This is a genomic window from Streptomyces sp. NPDC056948 (assembly GCF_042674225.1).
GTDB lineage: Bacteria > Actinomycetota > Actinomycetes > Streptomycetales > Streptomycetaceae > Streptomyces > Streptomyces purpurascens.
The window spans coordinates 1-12,607 of sequence record NZ_JBHUQX010000278.1; the positions used below are offsets into that span (position 1 = coordinate 1).

General features: G+C 69.8%; 12 protein-coding genes. 9 read left to right on the forward strand and 3 right to left on the reverse strand.

Annotated features, from left to right (window positions below):
• The first annotated feature begins 45 nt into the window (after positions 1–45).
• From ACFTZL_RS29830 to ACFTZL_RS29840, 3 genes are all read left to right on the forward strand, one after another.
• Complete coding sequence (locus ACFTZL_RS29830) at positions 46–396, forward strand: trypco2 family protein (protein WP_382588758.1); 351 nt, start codon at positions 46–48, stop codon at positions 394–396.
• Positions 396–3,722, forward strand: a complete 3,327-nt coding sequence (locus ACFTZL_RS29835) for an NACHT domain-containing protein (protein WP_382588760.1) — start codon at positions 396–398, stop codon at positions 3,720–3,722. Before ACFTZL_RS29830 ends, ACFTZL_RS29835 begins: the two co-directional genes overlap by 1 nt.
• 429 nt (positions 3,723–4,151) lie before the next feature.
• Positions 4,152–5,273: an IS630 family transposase gene (locus tag ACFTZL_RS29840; RefSeq protein WP_382588762.1), complete on the forward strand. Its 1,122-nt coding sequence runs from the start codon at positions 4,152–4,154 to the stop codon at positions 5,271–5,273.
• Between the two features lie 596 nt (positions 5,274–5,869).
• Here the strand turns inward: ACFTZL_RS29840 and ACFTZL_RS29845 are convergent.
• The gene (locus tag ACFTZL_RS29845; protein WP_382588764.1) at positions 5,870–6,352 is read right to left on the reverse strand and encodes a hypothetical protein; all 483 of its coding nucleotides are present in this window, start codon (positions 6,350–6,352) and stop codon (positions 5,870–5,872) included.
• A gap of 305 nt (positions 6,353–6,657) precedes the next feature.
• Between ACFTZL_RS29845 and ACFTZL_RS29850 the strand changes: the two genes are divergently transcribed.
• From ACFTZL_RS29850 to ACFTZL_RS29870, 5 genes are all read left to right on the forward strand, one after another.
• Positions 6,658–6,873: a type II toxin-antitoxin system VapB family antitoxin gene (locus ACFTZL_RS29850; RefSeq protein WP_382588766.1), complete on the forward strand. Its 216-nt coding sequence runs from the start codon at positions 6,658–6,660 to the stop codon at positions 6,871–6,873.
• Positions 6,870–7,280 (forward strand): PIN domain nuclease, encoded by a 411-nt coding sequence (locus ACFTZL_RS29855; RefSeq protein WP_382588767.1) that lies wholly within the window; start codon positions 6,870–6,872, stop codon positions 7,278–7,280. Before ACFTZL_RS29850 ends, ACFTZL_RS29855 begins: the two co-directional genes overlap by 4 nt.
• Before the next feature lie 122 nt (positions 7,281–7,402).
• On the forward strand, positions 7,403–9,067 hold the full coding sequence (gene ettA / locus ACFTZL_RS29860; RefSeq protein WP_382588769.1) for an energy-dependent translational throttle protein EttA: 1,665 nt from the start codon (positions 7,403–7,405) through the stop codon (positions 9,065–9,067).
• Between the two features lie 6 nt (positions 9,068–9,073).
• Positions 9,074–9,487: an acyl-CoA thioesterase gene (locus ACFTZL_RS29865; RefSeq protein WP_382588771.1), complete on the forward strand. Its 414-nt coding sequence runs from the start codon at positions 9,074–9,076 to the stop codon at positions 9,485–9,487.
• Entirely contained in the window at positions 9,484–10,152 is a 669-nt protein-coding gene (locus tag ACFTZL_RS29870) for a hypothetical protein (RefSeq protein WP_382588773.1), read from the forward strand. The genes ACFTZL_RS29865 and ACFTZL_RS29870 overlap by 4 nt, the downstream gene beginning before the upstream one ends.
• A 21-nt stretch (positions 10,153–10,173) precedes the next feature.
• Here the strand turns inward: ACFTZL_RS29870 and ACFTZL_RS29875 are convergent, their stop codons facing one another.
• Entirely contained in the window at positions 10,174–10,587 is a 414-nt protein-coding gene (locus tag ACFTZL_RS29875; protein WP_382588775.1) for a globin, read from the reverse strand.
• A gap of 67 nt (positions 10,588–10,654) precedes the next feature.
• Between ACFTZL_RS29875 and ACFTZL_RS29880 the strand changes: the two genes are divergently transcribed.
• Entirely contained in the window at positions 10,655–11,638 is a 984-nt protein-coding gene (locus tag ACFTZL_RS29880; protein WP_382588777.1) for a methyltransferase domain-containing protein, read from the forward strand.
• A gap of 12 nt (positions 11,639–11,650) precedes the next feature.
• Here ACFTZL_RS29880 and ACFTZL_RS29885 read toward each other — a convergent pair.
• Positions 11,651–12,607 (reverse strand): FHA domain-containing protein (locus tag ACFTZL_RS29885; RefSeq protein WP_382588779.1); only part of this gene is annotated, 957 nt, incomplete at its 5' end.

The following is a 12,607-nucleotide window of genomic DNA, read 5'->3' on the forward strand; positions in this document are numbered from 1 at the left end:
ACCTTCGGGTACCGGCCCCATGACGCATTACGGGAGGGAAACTCCATGGGCACTTCGAACGACCCCCACATCGAGCTCGCGGATGCCGTGCAGAGCATCCGCGACGAGCTGCTGACAGCGGCACGGCGCTCCACGGGGCAGGACGTCGTCTTCGAAGTGGGGGACATCCAGATGGAGTTCACCGTCGAGATCCGCAAGGAGGCCAAGGCCGGATCGAAGGTCCGGGCCTGGGTCGTCGACGCGACCGCGGACGCCGCGTACGGCAACACCCGTACCCACAAGGTCTCCTTCACCCTGCGGGCGCTGGACGCCCGCAGCGGCGCACCGCTGAAGATCCGCAACGAGTCAGAGGGCAGCGCCGACACCTTCGGCCGTGGCGCCCGTCCCGCGCCGTGATGCTGCGTTCGGCGGTCGACCGGACCGTCGCGATCCTGGCCGGCTCGCAGGGCACCGGCGTCATGCTGACTCCCCGGCTCGTGCTGACCAGTGCGCATGTGCTGTGGGACCGGGAGTGGATCCGCGTCGTCCATCCGCAGAGCGAACAGCCCCTGCCCGCACGCACCATCTGGCGGGACGACGACAGCGACGTGGCCCTGCTGCTGACCGGCGAGGAGCTGGTGGACCCCGAGCGATGGGAGCTGCCCAGGCTGCGCTGGGGCGCCCTCGGCGCGCCCGACCCGCTGCCGGGCTGCCAGGTCGTTGGCTTTCCCGCCGTGCAGCGGTTCGGCCCCACCGGTCATCTGGAGTACGACCAGCTCACGGGCACCGTGCTGCCCATGGCGGGACGGATCAGATCCACGCTCGTCGTCGAGTTCGACCGGGCGCCGGTGGCCGACCCCGCGCCCGGCGAATTACCCCTGGCCGGGCTGTCCGGTGCGCCCGTGTTCGCCGGCGCGGTGCTGATCGGCGTGGTCACCCAGGTACCGCAGGGACGCGGACACCGACGCGTCGAGGCGGTCCCGGTGGAGCAGGTGCTCCGGGCATCGGGCTTCCCCCACCATGTGGCGGGAGCCGAACCGGGCCACATCCCGCCGGTCGTGGAGTCGGTGACACCCGGCGACCACAGCCGCGACGAGCAGTTCGAACGTCATTACGCACACGCCCTGCGCGCCCGCTACCGCAAGATCGAGATCTTCGGCATCGACGAACTGGGCACCACGGAGACCAACTGGGACCTCGACACGGCGTATCTGAGCCTGGAGGCGATCTCCGCGCCGGGGACACGCGAGAACGCCGCCGTGAACCGGTCGGTCGCCGCACCACGCCGGATCAACGAACTCCTCGCCGACCGCCCGCGGACCGTGCTGCGCGGCGAGGCCGGAGCCGGCAAGACCACCCTGGTGTGGTGGCTCGCCTCGCACGCCGCCAGCGGTGCGCTCGGTCACGAGCTCGCCGAACTGAACCACCTGGTGCCCTTCGTCGTCCCCATGCGCAGCCTGCCGGCCCGGGGCATGGCCTTCCCCAAGCCCCATGAGCTCGCCACGGTCGCCGAGCTGCAGATCGACGGGGTCCCTGAAGGGTGGGCCCGTCGCGTCCTGGAGGCGGGCCGGGCCCTTCTCCTCGTCGACGGCATGGACGAGGTTCCGTCGGCCGACCGGGAGGAGGCCCGGCGCCGTCTGACCGACCTGCTGGTGATGTACCCGCACAACCGCTGCCTCGTCACCGTGCGCCCCCTCGCGGTGGCCGCCGACTGGCTTAGCGCCGAGAACTTCGAGGAACTGCGGCTGCTGCCCATGCGCGACGAGGACGTTCTGGCCTTCTCCCGTGCCTGGCATGCCGCCGCCCGCCTCGAGTGCGCGGGTTTCCGCGACACCCACCGAGCCGCCATCGAGGACCAGACCCTCCGCGACCTGGAACGCGGTCTGGAACAGGAGCTGGCCCGCAATCCGACCCTGCTCCGCCTCTCCCGCAGCCCCCTGCTGGCAGCCGTCGTCTGCGCGCTGCACCGGCGCCGGAGGGGCTTCCTGCCGGAGACCCGCTGGTCGCTCTACAATGCCTCGCTCACCATGCTGCTGGGCAGCCGCGACACGCTGCGCAGGGTCGGCGCACCGGAGGGCATCGTCCTCGGGGTCGAGGAGCACCAGCAACTGCTCCAGCGGGTCGCGGCCTGGCTGGCCCGCGGCGGATACGCCGAGTTCAGCCCCGCGCAGGCACTGCACCAGATCGAACTCGCCATGCGCGGCATGCCGCAGGTACGCAACCAGGGCTCCCCGGAGGCCGTACTGACGCATCTGCTCAACCGCAGCGGGCTGCTCCAGGAACGCAGCGAGAGCGCCGTGCAGTTCATCCACCGCACCTTCCAGGACTATCTGGCGGCGAAGGAGATCCAGGAGAGCGACGGCCTGGGCGAGCTGCTGCGGAACGCGGACAAGGAGGAGTGGCAGGACATCACCCTGCTGGCCGTGGGCCACTGCAACCGAGGCGAGGTCCGCAGGCTCATCGAGGGGCTGATCGACAGGGGCGACACCGCCGTGGACCCGCGGACGCGGGGCGACATCCATGTGCTGGCGGCCCGGTGCGCGCTGAGCGCGGTGGTGCTGGAGGAGGAGGTGCGGGAGCGGATCGCGCACCGTATCCGTTCGCTGCTCCCGCCCTCCGACGCCACCGCGGCCGCCAAGCTCGCCTCACTCGGCTACTACGTCCTCGATCTGGCGCCCGGCCCGGAGGAACTGGACGACACCGAGGCCATGGCCGTCGTCGAGCTGGCCCGCGACATCGGCGGTGCCGCCTCCCTGCCGCTGCTGCGCCGGTTCGCCCATCACCCCTCACCCGCCGTCCGTCGCCTGCTGATCGACGCGTGGCCGCGCTACCCGGAGGAGGACTACGCGCGTGAGGTCCTCTCGCACATGTCGCTGGAGAACGAGATGGTGACCGTGGTCACCGCCGCCATGGCGGCGGCGTTGCGGCACTGCGGTCCCACCGGCCTGGTGGCCCTCGATCTGCACGCCAGCAATGCTGAACTCGCGAGGATTCTGCCGCACAGCGGCATTCGGCAGCTCATCGTGTTCGGCAACTCCCTGCTGGACGATCTCTCCTTCGTCCGCAAACTGTCCGGGCTGTCCTCTCTGTCGCTGTCGGGCTGCCCGCGGGTCAGGAAGCTGTCCGCACTCAAGGGACTGCCGCTCGACTTGCTCGACCTGGAGCTCTTCGAGATCGAGAAGTCCGAGCTGGCCCATCTGCGGCGACTCGACCAGCTGACCTCCCTGTCGGTGGTGGGCCCCCTCCTCGACAGCAACATCCCCCTGCCCTCCGGGCACCCGACGGTCGAGAAGCTCACGGTGGCGAGCCGGAAGACCACCGTGATCAACGACCTGTCGGAATGGCCCGCCCTGCGCGAACTCGTCGTGCAGGACGACTGCGACGCCCTCTCAGTGCTCCTGGCGGCCTCGCGCGCCCCGGCTCTGAGCAGCCTCGACTTCGCCATCGACTCGCTGAGGCTCCCGGTCCCGTTCGGCCTGTCGGAGTTCGACGAACAGATGCTCGTCACGGGCAAGCCCGTGGAACCCAGAACTCTGCCGGGGATACGCCGTCTGACCCTGAGGAGGGTGCGCAGCTGCGGCTCCACCGAGGATCTCGCGCGGGTCTTCCCCTCGCTCACCGAGCTCACCATCGAGCACCTCGACGGGGTCGCGCCGGACCTGTCCGCACTGCGCAGGATCGCCGGATTGACCATCAGGGTCGGTAACAGAGTTCTTACCGGCACCCCAACTGATACGCGGTGATGCTGCGGCGATCCCGGCCAGCACCGATGATGGCGGCCCGCCAACGCCCGCAGCGCCGCCTGTCGTCACTCCGGATTCCAGGACGCGTACGGGGGTGCGGCGGTAAGGGAGCCGCACGGGGTCAAGGTTTCAAGAGACGGCGATTAGTTGGAGAAGGACAGGTGACCCTGCCTGCAGGTCGCGGAGGCGACGCTCGGGATTGTCGCTCCAACCGATTTCACCAAAGGCGAGTCTGGAGAGCCGATCAAATACACACGCTCTGATCGGAGTGTCACTGATGCCTCCAATCGTGGGCAAGGACGGAGAACAGCACGCTGTCGCGCCGCGCTCTGGTCGTGAAGACGCATATGGGCTGCTAGTGCTGTGACCGGGTTGGTGGTCGTGGCGGTTGGATGTGGGGTGACGTCCGATCCGACCGCTGGAGGTGCGGTGGCCGAGCCTGTCCGTGTACGCAGACTGACTGACCAGGAGGGGCAGAAGCTGCAGCAGATCGTGCGTCGGGGCAGCACCAGCTCGGTGCGTTACCGGCGGGCGATGATGCTGCTGGCCTCGGCCGGCGGGAACCGAGTGCCGGTGATCGCCCAGCTGGTGCAGGCCGATGAGGACACCGTCCGCGATGTGATCCATCGCTTCAACGAGATCGGCCTGGCCTGCCTGGACCCTCGGTGGGCGAGAGGCCGTCCCCGCCAACTCAGCGATGACGACGAGGACTTCGTCATCGCAACGGCCACCACCCGCCCGGTCAAGCTCGGCCAACCGTTCACCCGCTGGTCACTGCGCAAGCTGGTCGCCTACCTGCGGAAAGTGCACGGCCGGGTGATCCGTATCGGCCGCGAGGCGTTACGGTGCCTGCTCGCCCGCCGCGGCGTCACCTTCCAGCGCACCAAGACCTGGAAGGAATCCCCCGACCCGGACCGTGAGGCGAAGCTGGACCGGATCGAGGAGGTCCTTCACCGCTTCCCCGACCGCGTGTTCGCCTTCGACGAGTTCGGGCCGCTCGGGATCCGGCCCGCCGCGGGCTCGGGCTGGGCCGAACAAGGACATCCCGACCGGGTGCCCGCCACCTACCACCGCACCCACGGGGTGCGGTACTTCCATGGCTGCTACTCGGTCGGCGACGACAGCCTGTGGGGCGTCAACCGCCGCAGGAAAGGCGCGAGGAACACGCTGGCCGCACTAAAGTCGATCCGCGCCGCACGGCCCGACGGCGCACCGATCTACGTGATCCTCGACAACCTGTCCGCCCACAAGGGCGCCGACATCCGCCGCTGGGCCCGGAGGAACAAGGTCGAGTTGTGCTTCACCCCGACCTACGCCTCCTGGGCGAACCCCATCGAGGCGCACTTCGGGCCGCTGAGGCAGTTCACCATCGCCAACTCGAACTATCCCAACCACCCAGTGCAGACCCGGGCCCTGCACGCCTACCTGCGCTGGCGCAACGCCAACACCCGCCACCGCGACGTCCTGGCCGCCGAACGCAGGGAACGCGCCCGCATCCGCAGTGAGAAAGGCATCCGCTGGGGCGGACGCCCCCTCGCCACTGAGGCGTGACCAACCCGGCGAATCTACGCGGTCAGAGCACTAGCTGATCTCTGTGGAGCTACGGGTCAGATGCTCCGCTGCCACAGCTTCACCCGAACGCAGCAGCGATGAGTGGTTAACTGCGTGACAACGCCAGCGGACGACGGCGGACAAGTCCGGACGCCTGTGGACCATCAGCACAGGCCACAGGCACACCAACCCAAGCCCAACGACTCGTCCTACTTGCTTCGGGACGAACAGGTCGCTCCACTAGGGTGCGCCGCATGACCAACGATGCCCCGGGCTGTCCCGAGTGCAGCCAACTCATCAAGTCCGGCGGCCTGGTGCTCTCCGAGCGGGAGGACGACGGCCGGCGGACCTGCCGGTCGCTGTGGAGGTGTACCGATGGGCATGTCTGGTGGAGCTGGGCAGACCGGCCGGACGACCCATTGGAGGTCTGCCCAGTCCCGGGGCTGTTCCGGCGACATCCAACGCTGACATCAACGAGCACGGACGACGGTGACCATCGGCAGCCACGCAGGGCACCGGTACGTGACGTGGGCCGCAACCACGGCGGGGGAACATCGAACTCCTAAAGCGGCGCTCAGGTCCGCAGCTTCCCCACATCAGTCTTCGCCCACCTGGAGCAGAGCAACAACAGCACCATTGCCCACGCCGGCGACTACCCCGTCAAAGGTGTGCCGGGTCACCGGGTTCCACTCATGACCGTGATCGAACGGTTCGATGTTCGTCCACCAGACGGCGCCGCACCCCAACAACCTCACCACTCGCTCGGCAGCACGACGCGCATGCTCAGGGTCACGACGCATCCGGCCCGGGAAGACCAGATCCTCCGCAGACAGATAGGTCATGACAGCCACGGCCTGTTCCTCAGTGGTTCTCTTCAATGCCTCGCCGACCTCGGCAGGCGAGGTCGGCCCCTGCGCGCCCGCCGCCGCGTAGGACGCCCAGGCTTCCTGCGCCTCGAGAACGAGGCCATAGACATGCTCTTCAACGGTGCCGGCATCAGCTCGTTCAACACGGCCGAAGACGCCGTCCGCTTTCGCGAGCGAGCCAAGTATCAGCCGCAGGCCGGCCATGATCTCCACGCCCGGATACTCCCACGTGACCCCTGCTCCAGGACGAGGCCCAAACGCACTCCGAGCCGATCGCGGTGACCTCGCCGACCGTGGGGAGGACTCGATGGCATCCAGGTGCCGGCGCAGGGCGACCTACGCCGAGGGCTTGGCGTTGCGGTGCGCCCCGGTAATGACGAGGTGATCGAGCAGAGGCCCTTTCAGCGTTACTCGCCCCCGCGCCATGCCGCTGTCCACAGCCCGCAGAAGCCCCACCCCGACAGATACAATTGATCTTGTATACTGATATACGTCACCGTATTCACGAGGAGGTCACCATGAGCCGCACAGTCATCGATCTCGACGACGAGGCCCTGGAAGCCGCCGCCGCGGAACTCGGCACCACCACCAAGCGAGACACCATCAACACCGCCCTGCGGGAGGTCACCGCCCGCTACCGGCGGCTGCGCTCGCTCGAAGAGGCCCGTGAGCTGGTGGCCGACGGCGCGCTGGACATGGACCTCCTCCTCGACAAGAGCAAGTACCGGCCGTGAGCGTCGCCGACTACCTCATCGACACCTCCGCACTCGCCCGCGTCCTGCTGGGCCAGAACACGGCCGAGTGGGACGACAGGATCGCCGCCGGCCTCGTCGCGATCTGCGACATCACCGAACTCGAGGTCCTCTACTCGGCCCGTTCGGCGGCGGACCGTGCGCGGTTGAAGGCGGCGCTCGACGCCCACTACACCTGGTGCCCCATGCCGGACGGCATCTTCCGCCGCTCCCGCGTCGTCCAGGAGCAGCTCACCGCCAAGGGCGAGCACCGCAGCGCGGGGCCGGTCGATCTCCTCCTGGCCGCCGCCGCCGAAGAGGCCAGACTCACGCTGCTGCACCACGACCGGGACTTCGAGACCATCGCTCGTGCCACCGGCCAACCGGTACGGATGATCGACCTCAGATAACGAACCCACGAAACCCCAGGTCAGCGCCCCCCGCCCAAACGGGTTACCACCCAGCGCTGGCGTTGCGGCAAGATGGGGTGTATCTGCCCACCTGCCAGTTTCAAGCTGCCGGACGGTTTCTCTTGGCTGAGTTCATTTACACCATGCGCAAGGCGCGCAAAGCGCACGGCGACAAGGTGATCCTCGACGACGTGACGACGAGCTTCTACCCGGGAGCGAAGATCGGCGTCGTCGGCCCGAACGGCGCCGGCAAGTCGACGATCCTGAAGATCATGGCGGGTCTGGAGCAGCCGTCCAACGGTGACGCCTTCCTCACCCCCGGTTACACCGTCGGCATCCTGCTCCAGGAGCCGCCGCTGACCGAGGACAAGACCGTCCTGGAGAACGTCCAGGAGGGTGTCGCCGAGGTCAAGGGCAAGCTCGACCGGTTCAACGAGATCGCCGAGCAGATGGCGACCGACTACACCGACGCGCTCATGGACGAGATGGGCAAGCTCCAGGAGGAGCTCGACCACGCCAACGCCTGGGACCTCGAGGCGCAGCTCGAGCAGGCCATGGACGCGCTGGGCTGCCCGCCCGGAGACTCGCCCGTCACCAACCTGTCCGGTGGTGAGCGCCGCCGCGTCGCGCTGTGCAAGCTGCTGCTGGAGCAGCCCGACCTGCTGCTGCTCGACGAGCCCACCAACCACCTCGACGCCGAGTCGGTGAACTGGCTGGAGCAGCACCTGGCCAAGTACCCGGGCACCGTCGTCGCGGTCACCCACGATCGCTACTTCCTCGACAACGTCGCCCAGTGGATCTGCGAGATCGACCGCGGCCGCCTCTACCCCTACGAGGGCAACTACTCGAAGTACCTGGAGACCAAGGCCGCCCGCCTCAAGGTCGAGGGCCAGAAGGACGCCAAGCGGCAGAAGCGTCTGAAGGAAGAGCTCGAGTGGGTGCGGTCCAACGCCAAGGGACGTCAGGTCAAGTCCAAGGCGCGTCTGGCCCGCTACGAGGAGATGGCCGCCGAGGCCGAGAAGATGCGGAAGCTGGACTTCGAGGAGATCCAGATCCCGCCGGGCCCGCGTCTGGGCAGTGTCGTCGTCGAGATCAACAACCTCAGCAAGGCCTTCGGCGAGAAGGTCCTCATCGACGACCTCAGCTTCACGCTGCCGCGGAACGGCATCGTCGGCATCATCGGCCCGAACGGCGCCGGTAAGACGACCCTGTTCAAGATGATCCAGGGCCTGGAGGAGCCGGACGCCGGTTCCATCAAGGTCGGCGACACCGTCAAGATCTCGTACGTCGACCAGAGCCGCGAGAACATCGACCCGAAGAAGACCCTGTGGGCCGTGGTCTCCGACGAGCTCGACTACATCAATGTCGGCCAGGTCGAGATGCCGAGCCGTGCCTACGTCTCCGCCTTCGGCTTCAAGGGCCCGGACCAGCAGAAGCCGGCCGGCGTGCTCTCCGGCGGTGAGCGCAACCGGCTGAACCTCGCGCTCACCCTCAAGCAGGGCGGCAACCTGCTGCTCCTCGACGAGCCGACCAACGACCTCGACGTCGAGACCCTGAGCAGCCTGGAGAACGCGCTGCTCGAGTTCCCCGGCTGCGCCGTGGTCGTGTCCCACGACCGGTGGTTCCTGGACCGCGTCGCCACGCACATCCTCGCCTACGAGGGCGAGTCCAAGTGGTTCTGGTTCGAGGGCAACTTCGAGTCGTACGAGAAGCACAAGATCGAGCGGCTCGGCCCGGACGCCACCCGTCCGCACCGCGCCACCTACAAGAAGCTGACCCGGGGCTGATCGATCTTGCGGCACATCTACCGCTGCCCGCTGCGTTGGTCGGACATGGACGCGTACGGCCATGTCAACAACGCGGTCTTCGTGCGCTACCTGGAGGAAGCCCGCATCGACTTCCTCTTCCGGCCGGAGAAGGATTTCCAGCAGGGGTCCGTGGTGGCACGCCATGAGATCGACTACAAGCGGCAGCTCGTCCACCGGCACCACCCGGTGGACATCGAGCTGTGGATCACCCAGATCAGGGCCGCGTCGTTCACCATCACCTACGAGGTGAAGGACGACGACGTGGTCTATGTCCGGGCCTCGACGGTGGTCGTGCCGTTCGACTTCGAGACACAGCGCCCGCGCCGGATCACCGCGGAGGAACGGGAGTTCCTCCAGGAGTACACGGATGACGCGGAGGAGGAGGCCGTCGCCGCATGACGGTTCTGCACCTCGTCGACGAGGGGGAGGCGGCGGATCTCGCGGCCTTCCTCTCCCGGCTGCTCCACTACGACCGTGGAGCCGCGGTGCGCCTGCAGGCCGCGGGCACCGCACTGGCCGTCTTCGGACGGCCGCCGTCCTTCGAGGTGCTGGCCGTGCGCGCGGTGCGGCTGGCGAAGCCGTACGAGAACGGTCTGGACGTCACGCTGGACGTGACCGTGTCCGCCGGTGAACTGCTGGAGTCGGTGGACGAGACGGCCGCCACGGCCACCGTTCCCGGCGCGGTGACCGGGCCTCCGTGGGCGGGCGTGCTGCCGCCGCGCGGCGGCTGGCGGCCCGAGCCGGGGCTGCCGGCGCCGGACGCCCTGCGGTCCCTGGTCGCCGCCGTGGTCACCGAGTTCCGGTCCCGTACGCAGGAGTTGCCGTCCGAGGGGCGCACCAGGGCCGAGCTGGACCGGATCGGGCGGGACATCTGGTCCCGTACGGTCGGCGACACCGGCCTCCCCGTGCGGGTCGTGCACGCCGCGCAGTCGCTCGGCTTCCTGCGGCCGGGGGTGCCGCTGGGGCTGTTCTCGTCGGGCGCGTGGCTGAGGCTGCGCACGCCGTACGGGTCGATCGCCGTACGGCGCGCCGGGCTCGGGGCGCTGGACGTCAGCGTCCGCTGACCACCGCCCCCCTCCCGCCGGTCAGCCCGGCGCGTTCACCATCGAGGCCGCCGCGTACGTCAGGTAGTTCCACAGCGTGTGCTCGTGCTCCTCGGACAGCCCGAGTTCGTCGACGGCGACCCGCATGTGCTTCAGCCAGGCGTCGTGCGCCGCACGGTCGACCGTGAAGGGCGCGTGCCGCATCCGCAGGCGGGGATGGCCGCGGTTGTCGCTGTACGTCGTCGGGCCGCCCCAGTACTGGCTGAGGAACAGCACCAGGCGCTCCTCGGCCGGGCCCAGGTCCTCCTCGGGGTACATGGGCCGCAGCAGCGGGTCCTCGGCGACTCCCTCGTAGAAACGGTGAACGAGCCGACGGAAGGTCTCCTCCCCGCCGACCTGCTCGTAGAAGGTCTGCTCCTGAAGCGTGCCGCGCCGAATCTCATTCACGCCCTCCATGCTCTCAGACGCGGGGACATAGGACTCAAGGCCTAGGACTACCCCCCGCTGCCCTTACTGTGGGGGTATGGGCGGGCATGCTCCCGACAGGGAACCGGACGGACTCGCCGCCTCCGCACGGGCGGCGTTGGTGCGCCGGATCGACGCGAGCGGGGCCTGGGCCGCCGACCCGGTGTGGCGCGAGGCGTTCGCGGCGGTCCCGCGCCATCTCTTCGTGCCGTACTACTACGTCGGCGTCGCCGGCGGCTTCGAACGACGCTGGGGCGAGAGCCCCGACCCTCGGGCGCGTGAGCGGTGGGTGCGCGGTGCCTACGAGGACACCCCGCTGGCGACGCGGCTGCGCGACGGCGAACTGCTCTCCTCCAGCAGCCAGCCCTCCCTGATGGCGGACATGCTGGCCGCGCTGTGCGTGAGGGACGGGAACGCGGTCCTGGAGATCGGCGCCGGCACCGGCTACAACGCCGCGCTGCTCGCCCACCGGCTGGGCGACGACAAGGTCACCACCGTCGACCTCGACCCGGAGATCACCGAGTCGGCCCGCCGGCACCTGGCCGCGGCCGGGTACCACCCGGTCGTCGTCACCGGCGACGGCGCCCGGGGCGTGCCCGAGCGTGCGCCGTTCGACCGGATCATCGCCACCTGCGCCCTGAGCACCGTGCCACGCGCCTGGCTCGCGCAGAGCCGTCCCGGCGGCCGGATCCTCATGCCGCTCGGCACCGGCCTGATCGTGCTCACGGTGAGCGACGCCGGGCATGCCGAGGGCCGGTTCCTGCACACGCCCGCCTACTTCGTGCCGCTGCGCGGCGTGAGCCGGCCCTGGGGTGAACCCGCGCAGTTGGGCGGGGTGCCGCGCAGGGCCAGGGAGGACGACCTGTTCCGCTTCCTGCTGACCCTGACCCGCGGCAGCCTCGACCCGCAGGAGGCGCACGCGCTGTGGGAGCAGGAGGGCATGCCGCAGCGGGAGCGCTACGGCATCACGGTCAGCGGCGACCACGAGTGGGCCTGGCTGGACGACCCGGAGGGGCCGTACGCCTGGCCCCTCCCCTCCTGAGCCCGGTGGGGATCAGCCCCGGCGGATCGTGATCGTCGTCCAGGCGCCCACGTGCACCCGGTCGCCGTCCTGCAGCGGGACGGGGACGAACGGCTGGATCGGTTCGTCCGAGCCGTTGACCGTCGTGCCGTTCGTCGAGTTCTGGTCGACGACCGCCCAGCTGCCGTCCGGCTGCTGGACCAGCACCGCGTGCTGGTGCGAGACGCCCGGGTCCTCCGGCGGCACCGCCAGGTCGACGTCGGGGGTGTCGCCGGTGGAGTGCCGACGGCGGCCGATCGTGAGCTGGTTGCCGGTGAGCGTGCGCTGCTGCTCGGGCGAGTACGCGGGCAGGTTCAGGCCCGCGGCCTCGGGGCCGGAGCGCTGCATCATCGCCATGAAGTAGTCGCGGTCCGGGCCGATGGTCGCGGTCCAGGTCGCCGGTCCCTGCGGAGCCTGGGGCTGCTGCGGGAAGCCGCCGGGGCCGGGAGGGGCCTGGGTGGCGCCGGGCTGCGGGTAGCCGTAGCCACCGCCCTGGCCGGGACCGGGCGGGGCCTGCGTCGCGCCGGGCGGGGGGAAGCCGTAGCCGCCCTGACCGGCACCGGGGCCGCCAGGACCACCAGGGCCGCCAGGACCACCAGGGCCGCCCGGGCCGGTGGTCGGCGGGGAGATCACCCAGTCGTCCTCACCGCCGCCGAACGGACCGCCCTGCTGCGGCGGCCGCTGGGTCTCCTGCGGGTATCCGGGCGGGGCCGGCGGGCCGGACTGCTGGAAGGCCTGCGGAGCGCCGGGCGCACCGGGGCCACCGGGTCCGCCGGGACCACCAGGTCCGCCGGGGCCGGGCGGCGGCGGGAACGGCCGGGAGGGGTCGGCACCGAATCCGGGCGGTCCGGGGGGACCACCAGGACCGGAGGGGCCGCCGGGGCCAGGAGGCCCACCAGGTCCGGGAGGGCCGCCGGGGCCGGGGTAACCGCCGGGGCCGGGCGCGCCGCC

Coding starts and splice junctions, on each gene's coding strand:
- ACFTZL_RS29835 (WP_382588760.1), top strand. CDS start 396: ATGCTGCGTTCGGCGGTCGACCGGACCGTCGCGATCCTGGCCGGCTCG.
- ACFTZL_RS29870 (WP_382588773.1), top strand. CDS start 9,484: ATGACGGTTCTGCACCTCGTCGACGAGGGGGAGGCGGCGGATCTCGCG.
- ACFTZL_RS29830 (WP_382588758.1), top strand. CDS start 46: ATGGGCACTTCGAACGACCCCCACATCGAGCTCGCGGATGCCGTGCAG.
- ACFTZL_RS29875 (WP_382588775.1), bottom strand. CDS start 10,587: ATGGAGGGCGTGAATGAGATTCGGCGCGGCACGCTTCAGGAGCAGACC.
- ACFTZL_RS29850 (WP_382588766.1), top strand. CDS start 6,658: ATGAGCCGCACAGTCATCGATCTCGACGACGAGGCCCTGGAAGCCGCC.
- ACFTZL_RS29880 (WP_382588777.1), top strand. CDS start 10,655: ATGGGCGGGCATGCTCCCGACAGGGAACCGGACGGACTCGCCGCCTCC.